Annotated in this window: 15 protein-coding genes; all 15 read right to left on the bottom strand. The window is 70.6% G+C overall.

The window, feature by feature from the left end; genetic code table 11:
• Position 1: 1 nt before the first annotated feature.
• Positions 2–1,252, bottom strand: a complete 1,251-nt coding sequence (gene tssK / locus OV207_RS11430) for a type VI secretion system baseplate subunit TssK (RefSeq protein WP_193348883.1) — start codon at positions 1,250–1,252, stop codon at positions 2–4.
• Positions 1,253–1,337: 85 nt separating this feature from the next.
• On the bottom strand, positions 1,338–1,919 hold the full coding sequence (locus OV207_RS11425) for a hypothetical protein (RefSeq protein WP_193348882.1): 582 nt from the start codon (positions 1,917–1,919) through the stop codon (positions 1,338–1,340).
• Positions 1,920–1,971: 52 nt separating this feature from the next.
• Complete coding sequence (gene tssC, locus OV207_RS11420) at positions 1,972–3,459, bottom strand: type VI secretion system contractile sheath large subunit (protein WP_193348881.1); 1,488 nt, start codon at positions 3,457–3,459, stop codon at positions 1,972–1,974.
• A gap of 38 nt (positions 3,460–3,497) precedes the next feature.
• Positions 3,498–4,136, bottom strand: a complete 639-nt coding sequence (tssB, locus tag OV207_RS11415; RefSeq protein WP_193348880.1) for a type VI secretion system contractile sheath small subunit — start codon at positions 4,134–4,136, stop codon at positions 3,498–3,500.
• Positions 4,137–4,270: 134 nt separating this feature from the next.
• Entirely contained in the window at positions 4,271–5,167 is an 897-nt protein-coding gene (locus OV207_RS11410) for a hypothetical protein (RefSeq protein WP_193348879.1), read from the bottom strand.
• 15 nt (positions 5,168–5,182) lie between these two features.
• Complete coding sequence (locus tag OV207_RS11405; protein WP_267554924.1) at positions 5,183–6,247, bottom strand: type VI secretion system protein IglI family protein; 1,065 nt, start codon at positions 6,245–6,247, stop codon at positions 5,183–5,185.
• Entirely contained in the window at positions 6,240–6,626 is a 387-nt protein-coding gene (locus OV207_RS11400; protein ID WP_193348877.1) for a DUF4280 domain-containing protein, read from the bottom strand. Before OV207_RS11400 ends, OV207_RS11405 begins: the two co-directional genes overlap by 8 nt.
• Positions 6,627–6,638: 12 nt before the next feature.
• Positions 6,639–8,357: a long-chain fatty acid--CoA ligase gene (locus OV207_RS11395; RefSeq protein ID WP_267554921.1), complete on the bottom strand. Its 1,719-nt coding sequence runs from the start codon at positions 8,355–8,357 to the stop codon at positions 6,639–6,641.
• Positions 8,358–8,363: 6 nt separating this feature from the next.
• Positions 8,364–9,305 carry a hypothetical protein gene (locus OV207_RS11390; protein ID WP_267554919.1) on the bottom strand — a complete coding sequence of 314 codons (942 nt, stop codon included), beginning with the start codon at positions 9,303–9,305 and terminating at the stop codon, positions 8,364–8,366.
• A 118-nt stretch (positions 9,306–9,423) separates the two neighbouring features.
• The gene (locus OV207_RS11385) at positions 9,424–11,403 is read right to left on the bottom strand and encodes a cyclic nucleotide-binding domain-containing protein (protein WP_267554916.1); all 1,980 of its coding nucleotides are present in this window, start codon (positions 11,401–11,403) and stop codon (positions 9,424–9,426) included.
• Positions 11,404–13,515: a HEAT repeat domain-containing protein gene (locus OV207_RS11380; protein WP_267554915.1), complete on the bottom strand. Its 2,112-nt coding sequence runs from the start codon at positions 13,513–13,515 to the stop codon at positions 11,404–11,406.
• A gap of 97 nt (positions 13,516–13,612) precedes the next feature.
• A complete protein-coding gene (locus OV207_RS11375) occupies positions 13,613–16,120 on the bottom strand; it encodes a pseudouridine synthase (RefSeq protein WP_267554913.1) in 2,508 nt (835 codons plus the stop codon).
• A gap of 32 nt (positions 16,121–16,152) precedes the next feature.
• A complete protein-coding gene (gene scpB, locus OV207_RS11370) occupies positions 16,153–17,148 on the bottom strand; it encodes an SMC-Scp complex subunit ScpB (RefSeq protein ID WP_193348871.1) in 996 nt (331 codons plus the stop codon).
• Entirely contained in the window at positions 17,135–18,010 is an 876-nt protein-coding gene (locus OV207_RS11365; protein WP_193348870.1) for a segregation and condensation protein A, read from the bottom strand. Before OV207_RS11365 ends, scpB begins: the two co-directional genes overlap by 14 nt.
• Before the next feature lie 144 nt (positions 18,011–18,154).
• Positions 18,155–19,168 (bottom strand): tryptophan--tRNA ligase, encoded by a 1,014-nt coding sequence (gene trpS, locus OV207_RS11360; protein WP_267554908.1) that lies wholly within the window; start codon positions 19,166–19,168, stop codon positions 18,155–18,157.
• Positions 19,169–19,326 lie beyond the last annotated feature (158 nt).

Raw genomic sequence — 19,326 nt, 5'->3', positions numbered from 1 at the left:
GTCAGCTCCTCCGCCAGAACAGCGACGTCTGGGCGCCCTTGAGCGCGGGCGTCACGTAGAAGGCCACCCCGTCCTCGCGCAGCGAGTGCTGCCACTCCTCGCCCTTGCCCAGCAGGTACCAGTCGATTTCGGGCCCCAGCGCGTGCGGGAACGACGGGTACGGCACGTGGGTGTAGGGCACGCCCTTCAGCGCCTGGCGGCGCACCAGCGGCAGCCGCGAGGGGCTGGCCAGCTTCACGCCGTCCATGGGCGTGCGCTCCCCGGGCCTGGTGCGCTGCACGAGCAGGTACGCTTCACTGGCGGCGCTCACCTCCGGCGGCAGCGGAGAGCAGACGTACTGGCCGTCCTTCACCTGGAAGGCCTTGTGCGTGGAGCGCGTGGCCTCTGGCTGGAAGCTGCGCGTGAGCAGGCGGATCCACCCGCCCAGGCCCGTGGCCAGTTCCTCGTGCTGGTACACCGGCATCTGGTCATCCGGGAGCATCTCCAGGTAGCAGCACGCCTCGAAGTACAGCCGGCGCAGCCCGTCGAACAGGTGGTACGGGTGCACGTACACCTGCCGGAACATGTCCTTGCGCAGGGCGAGCAGGTGGTGGACTTCGAAGAGCGCCCGGCGCGCGTTGGTGAGCCGGTCCGTGCGCAGGTACGTGTCCGAGATGTGCGTGAGCAGCTGCTGGCGCACCTGGTCCAACAGGTCGTCCAGCGACGTGAGCAGCGTCTCCAGGAAGGGGTTGGGCCCCACGAGCAGCAGCGCGGGCACCCAGTCCGGCGACGTGCGCCACGCGCCGTCCTCGTCCTGCGAAACGGCGGCCAGCCCGAAGGACGCCACGGCGCCGTCCATCACCGGCTCCGACGACAGCTGAAGCTTGTTGAGCACGCGCTGGAGCACCGGCGGATCATCCGCGTACAGGCGGATGCCCTCCGCGCTGACGGTCTCCTTCAGCACGTGCAGGTAGATGATGAACTCCGACTTGCCGATGGCGTCCAGGGCCAGGGGGGCGATGACGGCGTTGCCGGGCACGTCCAGCAGCTCCCCCGTCTTGGTGACGACGGTGAGCGCGGAGATGGACAGGCTGCCGCCCAGCAGGAGCGACTCGTTCCAGGCCAGGTACGCGACGCCGTGGGACGGCAGGCCGGACAGTGTCGCGTGGAGCCGGATCTCGGCGTCCACCGCATCCTCTTGCGCGATGAAGTGCTCGGGGAGGAGGGTCTGGCCCACGTGCCAGCGGACCCGTGCGAGCTTGTACCGCTGCATGTGCCTCGTTCTCTTCTTTCGCGCCAGCAAGGCCGGGAGCGAGGGTGCTCCCGGCCCGGGCGCGACTTGTTACCGGTACGGGATGCTAGCTGGCCGTCTCCGTGACGCCCCACTTCTTGGCCAACTTCTTCGTCGAAGAGGTGGCCAGGTTCAGCGACTGCTCCAGCGCCTGCGGCTTCACGCCCAGGGTGAACGTGTAGTTCTTGGGCGACTGCACTTCGCGGGACTCGTTGTCCGCGACGGCCATGTTCAGCTCATCGCCGTTCTTCTCCAGCAGGCCCTTGATCTCCGCGTCGAGGAAGTTCGACTTGAAGTACTTCTTGCCGAGCGGGTCGTACTCGTAGACGACGTACTTGATGACGACCTCGATGTTGCTGAACTTGCCCAGCAGCATCTCCGCCACGGCCTGCTTGTTGGCCACGGACACCTGCCCGGAGAAGTACATGGCGTCCGTCACGCCCGTGTCCCACAGGTAGTGGTTGAGCACCGCGACGACCTTGTCCGCGATGGCCGCGTCCGGGTTCTCAGGATCCTTGATGGTCTCCTGGTCCGCCTTCAGCGCCACGCCACCGATGGTGAGCGCGGTGATGTAGCCAACCGGGGTCTGCTTGTCCTTCTTGAAGTTGAAGCCCTGATACACGTCCAGGTTGCGCGAAAACTGGGGCATCTGTCACTCCAGGGTGAAGGGCAGGCTCTCACCTGCCCAATGGGGGTGCGGCTTAACCGAGCCGCGACTCGAGCATCAGCTCCACGTTGAGGCCTTCGAACTGGATGTGCGGCAGCACCGCCAGCTTGCAGTCGTACCAGCCGATTTCGCCGGGACGCGGGTACACGACGACGCTGCTCGCCTTGAAGGGGAAGCGGCGCACGGTGAGGTCGTCCGGGTTCGCCACGGTGGTGACGTAGTTGGACAACCAGGAGTCCAGCTGGCGCTGGATGTAGTCCGCGTCGGCCGTGTTGCCGATGTTGTCGCGCATGATGCACTTCACGTAGTGCGCCAGCCGCGTGATGGAGAACGTGTAGGCCAGGTTCGTGACGAGCTGCGAGTTCTCCGAGTCCTTGGGGTCCTTGAACGTCTTGGCGACCTTGGCGGACTGGGTGCTGAAGAACGTCGCGTCGCTGGAGCCCTTCCGGTACACGAGCGGGATGAAGCCCGAGCGCGCGAACTCGTACTCGCGGTAGTCCGGGATGGCGATCTCCACGGGGGCCTTGATCTCGTCCTGGCCGCGCAGGGAGAACGTGTCCACCGGGAGGCCGGAGATGAGGCCGCCGCCCTTGGGGCCGCGGATGGACTGGCACCAGCCGGAGATCTCGAACGCCTTCACCATGTTGCGCGCGAGCAGGATGGCGGAGTTGCCCCAGAGGTACTTCTCCGACTCGCCGCGCGCCGTCTCCGTGAAGTTGAGGACGTCGCAGGGGTTCTTGTCCGGGTGCCAGGGCAGGCGCAGCACGTAGCGCGGGAAGGTCAGGCCCACGTAGGCGGCCTCCTCCGTCTCACGGAACGCGTTCCAGCGGCCGAACCGGGGGTGCGCGAGCACGCCCTCCAGGTTCTTGATGGCCTCCATCTCCTCGATGGTCTCACAGCCGAAGAACGTGTGGCTGACGGCGGAGATGAACGGGGCGTGCGCCGCGTTGGACACCTTCGCCATGCGCTGCAGCCACGTCAGGTCCGCGGGCGTGGAGGAGAAGTCGTAGAGGCCGACGATGGCGCCGAAGGGACGGCCGCCGTACTGGTCGTACTCCTGGATGTAGACCTTGTCGAAGAGCGCACCGGCGAAGATGTTGCTGGAGTTGTTCTCGAAGTCCTCCGCCAGCTCCTCCTTCGCCACGTCCAGCACGTCGATGGCGATGTTGGCCTTGAAGTTGGTGTGGTTGACCAGATCCTCCAGGCCACGCCACGACGACTCCATCTTCTGGAAGGTCTCGTTGTGGAGGATCTCGTTCATCTGCGCGTCGATCATGCGGTCGATGCGGCTGATGACGTCCAGCACCTGGCCCTTGTCGAAGCGGGCGGTGTTGTCCGGTCCTTCCACCGGCGCGACGTTCTGGAGCAGCGCGGCGACGCTGGAGAGGAACCGGCTCTCCAGGGTGACCTGCTGCTCGTCGACGACGGCGCCGAAGTTGCTGAGGATCATCGGCTCGGACGACTGGGGCGGATCCAGGCGAACGCTGGTGAACAGGCGCTTCAGGTAGGTGGTCTCGGCCATGGCGGAGTCCTTTTAGAAGTCGAAGGGGGGAAGGAGGATCAGGACGCGGCCGGAGGCTTGGCCCCGGCGGCGACGGTGGCGGCGACGGCGGCGGTCGCGGCGGCGGCCCCCGTGGGCTTGCCCGCGGCAGGCGCGGCGGCGGGCGTCGTGGTGGCGGCGGCGGCCTCACCGGCGGGCAGGCGCATGCTCTCGTAGCCCTTCAGCTCGTTGAGCAGCTCCTTGAGCGCCTCCGGCTTGGAGAACAGCTCGTAGAGTTCGCGGCGCAGGTCCTTGCGGTTGTCGATGTTCGACTGCATCTCCACCAGGAGCGTCTTGAGCAGCAGCAGCGCCTTGAGCTTCGGGACGTGCTTGACGACCTCGTCCGGGTGGAAGGACTTCATCCGGTCGATGGGGAGCGTGACGTTGAGCTCCGACTCCACGTCCGGGTTGATGCGGTTGGGGACCTGGAAGCTGGCGGACATCTTCATGTCCTTCATCAGCTCGTCCAGGTTGCGCCCGTCGATGGAGCGCAGGCGGCGCGTCTCCAGGTCGCTCTTGCGGTCTTCCGAGGACCCCAGCGAGAAGTCCCCCATCACCAGCAGGCGCAACGGCAGGTTCACCGTCTCCTGCTCTCCGTTGATGGTGGTGCGGTACGTGAGGGTGATGCGGGATTTGGGAAGCTGGTCCTGAATGGCCACGGTGACTCCCTGACATTCGCAGTGCGCTGATTCCCCCCGTCCTGATGGAGCCGCCCCGGGAGTGCGCCCTGCCTGTGAACATTTACAGCGTAGGCGCGATCAGGAAATCGAGTCAACCAAGCGACATCACAGGTCTAGCGGGATTCAGCTGATCGCAATTGAGCGGTGTCCCCCGAAAACAGGAGGACCTCCTGGGTCTGTTCCGGACCGCCAACCAACGGTTCGTAACCCAGGTGACTGCCCTTCTGAAGCTTCGCGTGGCTGGACTGATCACGAAGCGCGAGGATGACGGCGAGCGCCAGCGGGGTCTCCGCCAGGCTGGGGAAGATGCGGGTGTTGAGGCGCCGTCGGGCCTCCACGGCCCAGGGGATGCCGGCGCCGGAGTGGGGCTCGTCGAGGTACAGCCGCACCTCCACGCCGCCCGTCGGCACGGTGGCGAAGCCGCCCACCGCGCTGCCGTCCCCGAGCGCTGCGGCGCCCAGGCGGATGCCCTTGGATTCGATGCGCTGGCGGCGCGTCTCGCGGCGCACCACCACCTCCGCTTCCGGGAACACCTTGGCGAAGAGCCAGTGCAGGCTGCTGGGGCACGCGAGCCGCAACAGGCGCAGGCGGTGGAAGGTGGAGTGCTCCCAGCCGGGCAGCAGGGACTCGTCGCGATCCGGGAACTGACCCGCGAAGCGCGTCCGCAGCAGCAGGTGGTCGAAGTAACCCAGGAAGTCCGCCATCGCGTCGTGTTCCAGCCGGTCCATGGCCTGGAAGAGGAAGGACGGCAGCGGCGTCTGGACGCTGAGCAGGCCCAGGTTGACGGTGATGACCACGCGCTTGCGCGGCTGGCGGGTGAACTCGATGGCGTGCACCAGGTGCTGCTGGTGCAGGGTGCTGCGGTGGCTGCGGAACTCCACCTCCGCGTCGCCGTAGCCCTCCTTGGCGAGCAGATCCAACAGGGCCGGCACGTCGAAGCTGCGGATGCGCTCGCTGATGCGCTCCTCGACGGTGAGCTTGCGGCCCGGCTGCTCGCGCTCCGCTTCCAAGGGGGGGACCAGGCGCTATTCCTCGTATCCGGAGCCGCGGGGCTGGCGCTGCGGGGCGACGAGGAACGCGTCCAGGTCCACGCGGTAGAGCTGATCCAGGGCACGGAAGCCCAGGGACTCCGTGCCGTGCAGCATCGGTTCGATGGCGTCCGCGTGCTGGCTCAGGCCGTTGAAGAAGCCGGAGAAGAGCATGGGCAGGTAGACGCGCGGATCAAAGCGCTCCACGGTGGCCAGCACGTCCACGGCGATGACGCTCGCCTTGACGAAGTCCTCGCGCGCCACCAGCGCTTCGAAGGCGGACAGCTTGCGCACCAGCTGCGCGAGCGCGGGCGACATGGGCACGGTCGGTCCCGCGTCCGCGTCCGGGGCGGCGGCGCGGCGGGCCCGGGTGGGGCGGGCCTCCTCCTCGTCGTCGCCGGCATCCTCGTCGTCGTCGTCCTCGTCCGGGGCCAGGGCGAGCGGCTGGACCTGGGCCTGGGGGTCCTCGGGCGGGGGCAGGTACGGCACGCCCTGGGCGTGGGAGCGCAGGTTGCCCAGCAGCGTGCGGAAGGCGTCCGCGCTCGCGTTCTTCGGCAGCGCGGAGAGCGTGGCGATGAGCGGGTCGCCCATCCGCAGGGCCTCTTCCATGGGCTCGCGGTTGCCGGCGGCGTTCCACGCCTGCCACTGCGCGTCCTTGAGGCGCGTGTGGTGCTCCAGGGTCTTGCTCATCATCTTGAGCAACCAGCGCAGGCCGGTGTCCAGGAAGATGGGCTTCTTGCCCGCCGGGCCGAAGTGGTCCCAGTTCTCCGTGAGGCTCAGCGACAGGGAGCGGAAGAGCACGGGCAGCGCCTTCATGCCGTCCGACACGAAGTGGCCGAAGAGGTACGGCCCCAGCAGGCGCACGTCGCGCACGCCCCCGCGCAGCAGCGCTTCGGCCGCGCGGGCCGCCTCCGCGTAGGAGCCCTTGGCGACCAGGCCGGTGATGGCCTCCAGGCGCGGATCCGGCCCCTCCGCCTCGTCGATGGGCACGGGCGTGCCGGTGAACGGGGCGTCGAGCAGCGAGAAGTCGACGGCTTCAATGGCCAGCGCCGCGTCACCCATCGATGGCCACCATCTGCCCGGGGGAGACGACCTGGATGACGCCGCCGTAGCTGCACATGAGTTTGGAGTTGCTCTCCAGCGCCGGCATGTTGCCGATGAGCACCTTGGGGCAGCCGGGCACCCAGGGCGCCGCGGTCGCGGGGATGCAGGGCATGGGGGTGAGGACGCCCAGGGCCGCCGCGGTGGCTGCCGCCACCATGGGGTTCGCCATGGACGAGCACATGCCGAAAGGTAGCACGTTCATGAACGGCTTGTTGTCCATGATGTTCGCCGCGGGGGTCGTCGCCAGCACCTTGTTCGCCGGGAGCACCATCAACGATGAGGGAGCCACCCCGAAGCTGCATTGCAGCATCGCTCCCATCACGACCTGGACACCCATGTCCTGCCCCTTTCAGCTCGTTGACGACGGGCCATCTTCGCCCGGGTTGCCCGCGCTTTCCAGCAGCCGTCCGCGCAGGGCGGTGAGGGCCTGGAACATTGGATCCGTGGACTTGCGGTGCAGCGCGCCGGTGAAGAACTGCGAGGCGCACCACGCGTCGTCGACGGCGCCCTTCTTGCGGTGTGGAAAGAGCGGAAAGAACGCGATCCGGTCCGGGAGGAAGTCCCCGCCGAGGAGCATCTCGATGCGACGCTTGATCTCCTGCTCGCCCTCCGGGGGAGCGGGCTCGTGGCCGGTGAACGCCAGGAGGACGAAGCGCGCATGGCTGGCGAGCCCTCCGGTGGAGACGGGCACCACGCTGGTGCCCACGAGGAAGCTCACGCCCTCCAGCGCGGCGGTGACCTCCTTCGCCGGGTAGGCGCGGCCGTCGTGCCGGAAGCCCAGCGTGCCGCCGTAGTGGTAGCGCGAGCGGATCCGCGCGAGCAGGACGTGGCCGGGGGGACGGCCCTTGTCGGGCAGGAGCGTGAAGACGCCCACGTCCGTCGGGGCGCCCTGCCCGCTCAGGTTCGGATCCTTCAGCGTCCAGGCGCGGCCCGGCACGGGGAAGACGTCCGTGTGCACGTCCGCGTGCGGATCATTCACCCCGCGCGACGACACGAGCACCGCGCCGCCGGCCGCCGCGTCGATGAGGACGTTGGACGAGGGCACCGCCTGGAGGCCGCACTGCTTCACCCACGCGCGCCACGCCTGGGCGTCGTAGGGCTCCTCCGGGTTGCGGAACCAGTGCAGCACGTTGCGCATCGCGCCGGTGCGGTGCTTGAGCAGCAGGTCGCGCAGGCGCGGCGTGACGCCCAGGGAGCGCAGCGGCTGCTCCAGGAGGGGCGCCGGGTTCTGCTCCAGGTCCGCCATGTCCAGGTGCAGGTACGTGGCCCCCCGGAGCAGCGTGGCGAAGAGCAGGGCCGGCAGGTGCTGGAGCACCGGGAAGTCCGGCGCCGCGAGCACCTCTCCCGGCGCGAGCCCGAAGGTGAGCAGCCCGTCGCCGAGCGCGCCCTTCCAGGCGTCCCCGGCGGTGAGCGGCACGGGGGTGTGCGGCGGATCCACCAGCGGGGAGAAGATGAGCCCCACCACGTCCCCGGGCTTGTACGTGTGCGAGCTGAAGCCGGGAGAGCCCCCTCCCCGGCTCTGGAGCAGGAGCTTCTCGTGGCCCCGGAGGATGGGGAGCTGGTGCGGCTCCGCGGCGATGAAGTCCGGCGCCAGGGCCTCCAGCCGGGCGGCCATGGCGCGGGGGCCCAGCGGCGGCAGCAGCGTGAAGCAGCCACCCAACTGGAGCGTGGCCATGAGCGACACGAGCAGCTCCTGGCCCACGCCGTATACCAGGCACACCTTCATGCCCGGCTCCACGCCCTGCTCCGCCCATTCGCTGGCGCGGCGCGAGGCCTGGTCGTGCAGGGCGCGGTAGCCCAGGTTCTGCCAGCCCTGGATGCGCGCGTGGGTGCGGAAGGCGGGGCGCTCCAGCGCGACGTGGCGCACCACCAGGTCGTGGAAGAAGTCGTATTGCTGGCCCGGGCGGCTCTTGGGCGGCGGCACGCCCCGGCCCGCGTGGGCCTCCGCGAGCGCGTTGGCGAACCCCTCCGGGTCCTCCCAGCTCTCCTGCCACCAGGGCGGCGCGCCGCCTTCGTGCGAGAAGCCCGCGTCCAGTTGCCGGAGGATGTCCTTCACGTCGAAAGGCATGGGTGTCTAGCGGGAGGGAAAGTCGAAGCCGACCTTCACCATGAAGCGGACCTTGGAGCGCATGGAGCCGGTCTCCGGCGCCGGGCCGCTGGAGGAGCCCTGGCCCCGGGAGTCCGCGCGCCGGAGCGTCTGCTGCTGCGCGCGTTCAATGGAGGTGGGGACGACGGCGCGCACCAGCGGGTGGCGGGACTGGAGCGGCGGGACGTGCATGTCCACGTCGCGGCCGAAGAGCCACGCGCCGCAGCGCCAGAGGACGTCGTGGCGCCGGGTGAGCAGCGTCCAGAAGCGATCCCGCACCTCGGTGGCCTCGAAGAGCAGGGGCGAGCCTTCGTGCTCGCGCGCGTCGCCGGGGGACGCGAGCAGCGCGCGCAGCTGCTCCGCGACGCGCTCCACCTCGTTCACGTCGTCGGGCGTCACCGGAGAGCGGCCGGTGAGCTTCTCCTCGTTGCGCCGGAACAGCGCCACGAGCCCCAGGCAGTCCCCCACCACGTCGCGGTGGCCCTCGCCGCGGCTGGCCTCCACGTCGGCGGGCGTGAGGAAGGCCGCTTCGGCGAGCGCCTCGGCGGTCTTGAGCAGCTTGCGGCGCAGGTGCTGGGCCCGCTCGAAGAGCGCGCCGAAGGCGCTGGCGCGCAGGTCGCGCTGCACCTGCAAGGCGGCCCAGGCGAGCCCCTGCGCGAGCAGCGGCAGCTCCCGCAGGTGCTCCACGTTCACGCCCGGGAGCGTGGCGACCTCCGCTTCGTGGCCCAGCACGTTGTCCACGCCGCGCTTCGTGTTGTGGAAGGCGAGCGCGATGTTGGAGCGGCACTCGTCCACGGAGCCTTCGAGCGCGCGGGCCGGGGCGAGGAACACGTCATAGCCGGGCTGCGAGCCGAGGGCTTCCAGCTCGGCGATATCGTCGGGCCCCAGTCCCGCTATCGCGTGCGGCGCCCCGCCCTGGCCTCCTGCCATGTCGGGAAGGATAGCGGGCCCCCCTCTGGGCCACAACCCGCCACCCTGCCCCTCCGCGCGGACGGACCACAGGGAGGAAGCGCGGTGCCGACCGAGGGGGTCGGGTCCCCCGCCGGCGCTAGACGAGGATGAGATCGTCCTCGTCCTCCTCCGCACGACTGGCGGCGTCCATCGCGGCGTCCAGCAGGCCCTGGGTGCGGCGCAGGCGCTGATCGCTCAGGTCCGAGACGAGCATCAGGACCTGGGGATGGCTGGAGATGAGCGAGTCGAAGTCCTCGCGCGGCAGGCGCAGGAGCGTGGTGTGGCGCGCGGCCTCCACCGTGGCCGTGGCCGGCGTCTTCTGGAGCAGGGAGATCTCCCCGAAGAGGTCCCCCTCCTTCAGGCGCGACAGCACGTGCCCGTTCTTGAGCACGTCCACCTCGCCCGAAAGGACGACGTAGAGGCCGTCCGTGGGGTCTCCGTCGCGGATGATGACGTCGCCGCGCTCCACGTCGCGGGCGCGGAAGCGCTCCACCAGGCCGCGCCGGTCCTTGCGGTTGAAGGGGCGGAACAGCGCGGAGCCGTTCATCACGTTGGTGAGCAGGCGCTCACGGCAGAACTTCTTGAGGGCCTGGGCCACGGATGGGTGGCCGTGCGACAGCATGGCCAGCACCGACGCGGAGATCTCCAGCACCTGCGTGTCGTCGGACGCGGACTCCACGGACGCGGCGCGCGGGGCACCGGACAGCAGCGCCATCTCCCCGAAGAACGCCCCACCCTCCAGCGTGGCCAGGTCCTGGCGGTGGCCGTCGTCCTCGCGGAAGACGCGCACGCTGCCTTCGCAGATGACGTAGAAGGCATCGCCGTGGCTGCCCTGCGCGAGGATGCGCTCACCCGGTCCGAAGCGGCGCAGCGGACAGCGTTCAAAGAGCTGGATGAACGCCTCGCGCGGCAGGTCGGAGAAGAGCGGGATGGCCGGCAGCGCGTCCCAGCCTTCGCCCGCGGGAGGGGCTTCCTCCGTCAGCTCGAGGACGGGCTCCTCCTCCGGTGCGCCGTCAGCGAGCCCGCGCTGGGCCGCGAGCTCCACCGCGTGCAGCAGCGAGTCCCCTTCGATCTCCAGCTCCGTGAAGTTGGAGACGCGCACGGACGCGCGCCAGGGCTCCGGTGCGCCAGCGCGGGTGGACACGACCGTGGCGCCGGCAACGGGCGTGGGGGTGGCGGCCTTCGTGGGGAGCGCGTCGGCGCGGCGCGGGCGCAGGCCCGGAGGCGCGGAGGGCCTGGGCTCGGCGGCAGCCGGCTCCGCGGGCATGTCGGTCCCGGCGATGGGCGGCGCGAGGGCCTGCCAACGTCCGCTGGGGGTCCGGATCTGGGAAAGCTCGGGCATGGAGGATGGGGACGACGGGGCTCGCGGCGGCACCGCGCGGACGGACAGGCCTGGAGGCGTGCGGTCCTGGGCCACGGCGGATGACGTGGGAATGGGGGGCGTCGGGAGGGCGTCGGAGGTCCGGGGGCCTGCCTCCGCCATGGGCCGCGCGGTGGCTTCCGGCTCCGGAGGGGCTTCGGGCGTCAGGGTCCAGCCAGGACCGTCGTGTTGAGGCTCGATCTCCACCTCGACGGAGAGGACCACCTCGGTGTCCTCCGGCTCCGGGCGGCTCCGCGCTTCGGGGGCCGGACGCGCGGCCTCCTTCGCGGGTGGCGGCGGCACGTCGGAGGCCGTGGCTTCGCGCTGGCTGACGAGGGCCGGCGTGCCTGGGGGCGTCGCGGGCGCGCCGTCCTTCGGCTTCGCCCGGGACGTGGTCGGCGTGCCCCTTCGCGCGTACAGGTCCGCGAGCATCTGCTGCACGCCCTGATGGGCCGGATCCAGTTCGAGGATCAGCTTGCTCGCGGCGATGGCGCGCGGCAGGAAGCCCTCCTTCGCGAAGCCCTCCGCCGCGGACTGGTAGGCGGTGACGGCACGGCCGCGCTGCCCTGCCTTGGCCCAGGCGTCGCCCATGCGCAGGCGGCTCTGGTGGTCCTTCGGCTCAGCGCGGCAGTAGTCCTCGTACAGCTCCGCGGCCTTGGAGAAGCGGCCCTTGGTGAAGGCCTCGGTCGCCTTGTCCTTGAGCGCGCGCAGCTGCATTCACCGCGCTCCGTCAGCGACCTTGTCGTCCTTCGTCGGGCTCTCGCCCGCGGCGACGCGGACCTCGCGGAAGTAGTCACCCTTGAGCGCTTCCAGCGGCTCGGCCTCCGCGCCCGTGTTCATCTTGCGCAGCGCCGTGGCCGCCGCGGCGCGGATCTCCGGCAGGTCGTGGTACAGGTCGCGGCCCACCTTCTCCGCCGACTTCGCATCGCCGATGGCGCCCAGGGCCAGCAGCACGTCGCGCCGGGCCACGCTGTTGGAGTCGTCGAGCGACTTGAGCAGCGTGGGCACCGCGTCCTTCGCGCCCATCCGGCCCAGCAGGATGGCCGCGAGCGCCGCCTCCGCCCCACCCTCCTTCACCAGCACCTGGAGCACTTCGGATGCCGACGCCGGCGGAGGCCCCACGCGCGTCAGCGCATCCAGGACCACCAGCTTCTCGCTGCCCATCTTCGGCAGCGCGGCCACCAGCGCCAGCTGCCCGCCCTCGCCCTGCTCCGCCAGCGCCAGCGCCAGCGTCTTCTGCAGCTCGCGGTCGGGCTCCAGCAGCGCCGTGCGGGCAATCTCCATGCCCTCCGGCCCCACATGGGTGAGGCCGACGAGGGCCGCCGCGCGCAGCACGGGGCTCTCGTCGTCCGCGTAGCCCTTGAGGATCTCCAGCGCACCGGGGGCCTTGAGCGCGCCCAGCCCCGTCAGCAGCGTGGCCAGCGGTTGGAGCTTCGCGGGATCCACGTCGTCACTCAGCTCCGACGGAATGCGCGGAGGCACCACCACCCGCCCGGCATCCTTCGCCCGCGTCGCGTTCAGGGCCTGGAGCCGATCAAAGAGCTGCGCGTGCTTGCCGGCCTTGCTGTCCGCCTTCGCCGACGCCGCACGCGGCGCGGCCGGATCCAGGTCCGCGCTGTACTTCAGGGGCAGCGCGTTGGGCACCCAGTCCGCGCGCAGCGTCGCGAGCCCGGCGACCTCCTGCTCGTAGAGCTTCTGGAGCGCGGGGGCCACGGACGCATCGCCCACGCTCGTCACCGCCTCCACCGCCAGCGAGCGCAGCGCGACGTCCGGCTGGTTGAGCCACGGCGTCACCTTGGGCAGCAGCGCGCGCGCCGCCGGCCCCAGGCCCGTCACCGCGTGGAGCCCCGCCGCCGCGGAGGCCGGCCGGGAGAGGCGGTCCGCGATGGGGTCCACCGGGCAGCCGCCGCGAGAACGCATGGCGCGGCCGGCCTTCACGGCCTCCCCACGGGCGCCGTCGAGCGTGATGGCGCACAGCGCGGCGTCCGTCGAGGGCGTGCGCTGGAAGGTCAGGATGGCGTCGGTGGCGAGCGGACTCACCGCGCTCTTCTCCACCGCCACCGCCTGGAGCCGCGTGGCGGCGGTCGGATCCTTCAGCTTCATCAGGGAGCTGATGGCGGACTCGCGCAGCTCCGGGAAGCTCTCGTCGAGCAGCAGCGCGATGGGCGCCACGGCGCGCGGATCGCCCGCGTCTCCCAGCCCGCGCACGGCGGCGGCGGCGAGGAGGACCTGGCTGTCGCGCACCATGGGCAGCAGTTGGTTGACGGCCGCGGCACGTCCGCTCCTGCCCAGCTCTTCCGCCGCGCCCACGCGCTCCGGGAGCGCGCCTTCGGTGAGGGCCAGGAGGTTGCGCTCCCAGAGACCCTTGGACTCGGCGGCGACGACGGTCGCCATGGGGTTGGGGACGTTCGCGCTCTTGAGGGCCTGGACGATGATCTGTCGCGTGGCGCGGCCCCTGCGCCCGTACTGGAGCGTGAGGTACGCCTTGGCCTTGTCGCTCTTCACCTTGGCCAGGGCCAGCGCGGCCTGCCCCTGCACGGCTTCGTCCGCGTCCTCGAGCAGCTCGCCGAGCAGGTCCACCACGCGGGGGTCCTGGCTTTCGCCGAGCGCGCCCGCAGCCTCACCGCGAACGATGGCGGAGAGGTCCTTGGCCGCGCGCGTGAAGAGGACCAGGTCGTCCGCGTTGTTCTGGGCGGCCAGTTTCTTCACGGCCGCGGCGCGGATCTCCGGACGGGGGTCCTGGATCTCCGCGAGGAGCTGATCCCTGTTGCCATGGCACCCGGCGAGCAGGGCCAGGGCGAGGAAGAGGGGGCGCACGCTGGGTCGCATCGTTCTCCCGAAGAGGCGGACGGTGGAGGTAGGCGGCGGTTATATCAACGCCCCCCCGGGCCGCCCACCGACGGCACGACCCGGGAGGAAGGGTGTCCTAGCGAGGAGGACGGCGGGGGCCCTTGCTGGCGCCGCCCCCTTCGCCCGGCGGTCCCTTGCGGATGCCGGCGCGCACGATGCGCTCGCCGGTGGGCCGGGCGGAGTCGCCAGGGCGGCTCGCGCTGGAGGTACGGCCCACGCCACCACGGCTCGCGCTGGAGGTACGGCCCACGCCACCACGGCTCGTGCGCGGCGGCCCCCGGCTGCCGGAGTCCTCGCCACGGGGCTTCCACTCGCGGCGCTCCGGACGGCCTTCGCCGCGCGATGCGCCACCCGCCCCAGCGGGCTTGCCGAACCGGGCACCACCGGCCGGCTTGCCGAAGCGAGCACCGCCGCGAGGAGCACCGCCCTCGTCACGACTGAAGCGGCTGCCACCGGCCGGCTTGCCGAAGCGAGCACCGCCGCGAGGCGCGCTGCCCTCGTCACGGCTGAACCGGCCCGCGGGCTTGCCGAAGCCACCGGCGCGAGGCGCGCGATCACCGGCAGGCTTGCCGAACCGAGCACCACCGGCGGGCTTGCCGAAGCCACCCGCGCGAGGCGCACGGCCCTCGTCACCACCGAAGCGGCTGCCACCGGCGGGCTTGCCGAACCGAGCGCCACCGGCGGGCTTGCCGAAGCCGCCCGCGCGAGGCGCGCGGCCCTCGTCGCCACCGAAGCGGCTGCCACCGGCGGGCTTGCCGAAGCCACCGGCGCGAGGCGCGCGATCACCGGCGGGCTTGCCGAACCGAGCGCCACCGGCGGGCTTGCCAAAGCCACCCGCGCGAGGCGCACGGCCCTCGTCGCCACCGAAGCGGCTGCCACCGGCGGGCTTGCCGAAGCCGCCCGCGCGAGGCGCACGACCCTCATCGCCACCGAAGCGGCTACCACCGGCGGGCTTGCCGAAGCCGCCCGCGCGAGGCGCGCGATCACCGGCGGGCTTGCCGAAGCCGCCCGCGCGAGGAGCGCGATCACCCTCGGACTTGCTGAAGCGGCCCCGAGGCGCCCCCTCGTCGCCGCCACGACCCGCGCCGGCCGGCTTCCCGAAGCCACCAGACCGAGGCGCCCGGTCACCGTCCGACTTCGCGAAACGCCCGCGAGGAGCGCCCTCGTCACCACCGAAGCGGCTGCCACCGGCAGGCTTGCCGAAGCCACCCGCGCGAGGCGCGCGATCACCGGCGGGCTTGCCGAACCGAGCGCCACCGGCCGGCTTGCCAAAACCACCGGCCCGGGGAGCACGCTCACCGTCCGGCTTGCCGAAGCGGCCGCGAGGCGCGCCTTCGTCACCGCCACGGCCCGCGCCCGCCGGCTTGCCGAACCGCGCGCCGCCGCGAGGAGCACCGCCCTCGTCGCCACCGGAGCGCCCTGCCCCGGCACCGCGAGGCGCACGCTCGGACCTGCCTTCGGACGCGCGACCCGCGCCACGGCCTGCCGCGGCCTTCGGCGCCGCCACTTCCTCGCCTTCGTCGTCGAACGTCGGGACGTCGGAGTCATCGAAGCCGTCCTCGATCTCCTCGTCCTCCGCGGGCAGCGTCGCCCCGCGCACGGCGAACTTCGGCGGACGCGTGCCACCGTCCTGCACGCCCTTCCACTCCTTGCGCTCCGGACGGGCCTCGCGGGTCTTCGGGCCCGTGGGGGCCTTCTTCTCCGCGCGCTCCGCCTTGCCCGCAGACTTGCGCGGAGGCGGCGGCAGCTCGTCGTCCATGGACAGCTCGACGTCGTCGTCATCCGGCCCGTCGAAGCCCGGCGCGGCACGGCCGTGGCGACGCGGCGGCAGCTTCATCTCCGCTTCCGCGGGCTGCGCGCGACCATCCGCGACCTCCTGGAGCTGCATCACCTCCGAGACCTTCAGCTGCCGCAGCTGGCCGGGACGCAGGCCCTCCACGCCGATGCCCGCGTAGGCGGGACGGAACAGGCGCACCACCGGGTGGCCCACCGCCGCGCACAGGCGCTTGATGAGGTGCGGCCGGCCTTCGGCCACGACGATCTTCAGCCAGGTGTTGCGCTCGGCCTTCTCGAAGAGGCCCACGTACACGGGCGTCGCCATGCCGTCTTCCAGACGCACGCCGCCGCGCAGCTTCTCGACCGTGGGCATGTCCGGCACGCCCTTCACCTTGGCCAGGTACGTGCGCGGCACCTGGAAGCTGGGGTGCGTGAGCTTGTGCGCGAGCGCTCCGTCGTCCGTGAAGAGCAGCGCGCCCTCCGCGTCGTAGTCCAGGCGGCCCACGGGGAACAGGCGCTTGCCCGTCTCCTCCACGTAGTTGGCGACGGTGGGGCGACCCTGCGGATCCGACAGCGTCGTCACGACGCCAATGGGCTTGTAGAGCAGGTAGTACGACGATTCTTCCGGCGGCGTAACGAGCTTCCCATCCACGGTGACCAGGTCCTCGCCCGGCGTCACACGACTGCCCAGCTCCGTCACCGTCTCATTGTTGACTCCCACCCGACCGCTGGTGATGAGTTCCTCTGCGTGCCGGCGCGATGCCACTCCCGCGCGAGCCAGGTACTTCTGCAAACGTTCCGCCGCCATGCCTTAGCCTTCTTCCATTCCAATTCGGCCCGTCACTCGGGCTTGGGGCCCTCGCTATCACCCTTCACGGGTGATGGGGGGCTTTCCAGGGCGCTGGAACTGACCTTCTGGGTCCGCTCCGCGGCGGCCATGGCCTCTTCCAGCTCCTCCAGGGCGGCCTCACTGGCCGCCTCGTTCTTCTCCATCCGCTTCGTGAAACCCGGGTCCGACAGCGCCTGGACCGTCCCCGACGCCACGGGTACGGGCGGCGCCACTTCCTTCTCCACGATGTCCCGGTGCTCCTGGGTCAATTCATGGAATTCCCGCAGCGTGGGGAGCGCTGACAGGTCCTTCAGCGCGAAGAACTCCAGGAACTCGCGCGTGGTTCCATAAAGAATGGGGCGGCCGACTTCTTCCCGCTTGCCCAGGATTTTCACCAGCTTGCGGTCCATCAGGGCCTTGAGGACGGCGCCGCAGTCCACGCCGCGGATGTCCTCCAGCTCCGGCCGGGTGACGGGCTGCCGGTAGGCGATGATGGCCAGGGTCTCCACGGCGGCCCGCGTCAGCCGCTGCGGCTTCACCCGCAGGTAGCGCCGGACGTACTCCGCGGAGTGGGGGTCCGTGCGGAACTGCCACCCGCCCGCCACCTCGTACAGCACGACGCCGCTGATGCCCTCCCTGTGGATGCCGGAGAGCTGATCCAGCGCCTGGGTGATGGCGTCCCGGTGGATGCCGGTGGCCTGGTACAGCTCATCCACGGACAGGGGCCGCTCGGCGACGAAGAGCACGCTCTCCAGCACCGTGCGGATGCGGTCCGCGGACAGGTTGCGGCTCTTGGAGACGAGCTTTTCAAAGGAGCTCTGGAGGTCCGGGACGCTGTCGTCCGAGTCCTCCTCGATGGCGGCGGGCTCCACCCCGTCCAGCTCCGCGTCGTCGGGACCGGGGCCGGTGACGGCGGCGATCTCCTCCTCGGAGAACGGGCCGGGGCCTCCGGGCGTGCCGGGGGCGGGCGTCTCGTCACCGTCGTCGGGACCGTTACCGGTAGTCACTCTCGTCAACCTCCGTGGGGAGCAGCGTGTCCAGCGCGTCCCCGTTGGGGATCACCTGGATGGGGCCCAGGGGCTCCGCCTGGGAGACCCGGATGAGGCGGCGCTTCACCATCTCCAGCATGGCGATGAAGGTGATGACCACCTCCTGGCGCGTGGCCGCCTCCGTGAACAGCGCCTCGAACACCACCTGCCCGTCCTTGCGCAGGCGCTCGGCCATCCGGAGGATGGCCTCCGACAGGCTCACCCGCTCCAGCACCACCTCGTGCTGCACCTTGGGCGTCAGGCGCTCGAGCACCCGGTCGAGCGCCTCCACCAGCTTCAGGACGGAAATCTCCTGGAGCCCGATTTCGTCGTCCGGGATGGGCACGGCCTCCACTGGCACCCGGCGCGTGAAGACGTCCCGGTCCAGGATGTCCTGCTTGGCCATGTGCTCGGCGGCGTCCTTGTACTTCTGGTACTCCAACAGCCTGCGCACCAGCTCCGCGCGAGGGTCCTGGGCCTCCTCCACCGCCGCGAGCGCGTCCGCCCCTTCGGGCACCTGGGCCGCGTCCTGCCGGGGCAGGAGCATGCGGCTCTTCAGGTGCGCGAGGGTGGAGGCCATCACCAGGAACTCCCCGGCGATGTCCAGGTTCAGCTCCCGCATCCGCTCCAGGTACTCCAGGTACTTGGCGGTGATGAGGGCCAGCGGGATGTCGAAGATGTCAACCCGGTGCTCCTTGATGAGATGGAGCAGCAGGTCGAGGGGCCCCTCGAAGTTGGGCAGCGCCACCCGGAAGGCGTCGGCGGGCGTGCGCGGCGTCCCCTCCCCGTCCGGGTCCGGAGGGAGGTCGTCCGGCGGTGGTGGCTTACGACCTTCGCTCACCGGACGGCGTCCTTCGGGGGTGTAGGGAGGGGCTTCGTCATCGCGCAAGGGCCCGAATTTCCGGCCTTTAGCGCGCGCCGGGGGGGACAGACCTCCTTAACAGTGCCTTCCAGGTGGGTCAAACATTCGAACAGGAACGCGTGTTCAGGGGATTCCCACGGCCCTGCGCACCTGGTCCATCAGGCGGTGGGCTTCTGCGCGGGCGCGCTGGGCGCCGTCCTGGAGGATGCGCTCCAGCTCCCCGGTGTCCGCGCGCAGCTCCGCGTAGCGCTGGCGGGCGGGGCCGAAGGTGGTGTGGAAGGCCTCCAGCAGCTTCTTCTTGTAGTCGCCGTAGCCCTTGCCGCCCGCCTTCCAGGTCGCGTCCACCTCCGCGAACTCCGCGGCCGGGAGCATCAGCTTGAGCAGATCGTAGAGCGGCGCGTCCGTGGTGGGCTTGGGCGCCTCCACCGGCGTGGAGTCCGTCTTGATGGACATGATGCGCTTCTTGATGTCCTTCTCCTCGCCGAACAGCTCCAGCGTGTTGCCGTAGGACTTGGACATCTTGCGCCCGTCGATGCCGGGCACCGTCGCGGTGGACTCCTGCACGTGGGCGGCGGGCAGCTTGAGGATGCCGGGCGAGTGGCCCCGCTCCTTGCCTTCGGGGTCCGCCGGGTCATAGCCGGGGACGTACTGGGTGTTGAACTTCACGGCCCAGTCGCGCGCGAACTCGATGTGCTGGATCTGATCCTTGCCCACCGGCACGGCGTCCGCGCTGTAGAGCAGGATGTCCGCGGCCATCAGCACCGGGTAGGCGAAGAGGCCGAAGTCCGGGCTGATGCCCTGCGCGACCTTGTCCTTGTAGCTGTGGGCGCGCTCCAGGTTCGACTGGGGCACCACCGTGCCGAGGATCCAGTACAGCTCCGCCACCTCCTTCACGTCGCTCTGGCGGAAGAGGATGGCCTTCTTCGGATCCAGGCCCAGCGACAGGTACGTGAGCGCCGCGTCGCGCGTCAGCTCCTGCGCGAGCTTGGGGTCCCGCACGGTGTTGAGCGCGTGGTAGTTCGCGATGAAGTAGTAGGCCTCTCCCTGATCCTGGAGCTGCACGAACTGCCGCATGGCTCCGTAATAGTTGCCAATGTGCAGCCTTCCGGACGACTGGACACCTGAGAGAATCCGCATAGCGCTTGCGATTCCAATGACGGGTGGAGGACACCGGCTCGTTCGCATACCCGCCCCTCCCCTGCAACCTTCCGTTGACGGCGGCGCCCTGTGGCGAACGCCCGACATCCGCGCCCCTCCCCTGCCTGGAATATTGCGACCGGCCAGGAAAAGGCGAG

The sequence above is a fragment of the Corallococcus sp. BB11-1 genome (genome assembly GCF_026626625.1).
Classification (GTDB): domain Bacteria; phylum Myxococcota; class Myxococcia; order Myxococcales; family Myxococcaceae; genus Corallococcus; species Corallococcus soli.
Note: the sequence above shows the minus strand (reverse complement) of the source record. Positions and strands in the feature narration are given on the sequence as shown.

Excerpts from the sequence above, each read along its gene's own strand:
- tssC (WP_193348881.1), bottom strand. The coding sequence starts at position 3,459 with ATGGCCGAGACCACCTACCTGAAGCGCCTGTTCACCAGCGTTCGCCTG.
- OV207_RS11400 (WP_193348877.1), bottom strand. The coding sequence starts at position 6,626 with ATGGGTGTCCAGGTCGTGATGGGAGCGATGCTGCAATGCAGCTTCGGG.
- OV207_RS11385 (WP_267554916.1), bottom strand. The coding sequence starts at position 11,403 with ATGCAGCTGCGCGCGCTCAAGGACAAGGCGACCGAGGCCTTCACCAAG.
- OV207_RS11390 (WP_267554919.1), bottom strand. The coding sequence starts at position 9,305 with ATGGCAGGAGGCCAGGGCGGGGCGCCGCACGCGATAGCGGGACTGGGG.
- OV207_RS11425 (WP_193348882.1), bottom strand. The coding sequence starts at position 1,919 with ATGCCCCAGTTTTCGCGCAACCTGGACGTGTATCAGGGCTTCAACTTC.
- OV207_RS11405 (WP_267554924.1), bottom strand. The coding sequence starts at position 6,247 with ATGGGTGACGCGGCGCTGGCCATTGAAGCCGTCGACTTCTCGCTGCTC.
- OV207_RS11375 (WP_267554913.1), bottom strand. The coding sequence starts at position 16,120 with ATGGCGGCGGAACGTTTGCAGAAGTACCTGGCTCGCGCGGGAGTGGCA.
- tssK (WP_193348883.1), bottom strand. The coding sequence starts at position 1,252 with ATGCAGCGGTACAAGCTCGCACGGGTCCGCTGGCACGTGGGCCAGACC.
- OV207_RS11380 (WP_267554915.1), bottom strand. The coding sequence starts at position 13,515 with ATGCGACCCAGCGTGCGCCCCCTCTTCCTCGCCCTGGCCCTGCTCGCC.
- OV207_RS11395 (WP_267554921.1), bottom strand. The coding sequence starts at position 8,357 with ATGCCTTTCGACGTGAAGGACATCCTCCGGCAACTGGACGCGGGCTTC.
- trpS (WP_267554908.1), bottom strand. The coding sequence starts at position 19,168 with ATGCGGATTCTCTCAGGTGTCCAGTCGTCCGGAAGGCTGCACATTGGC.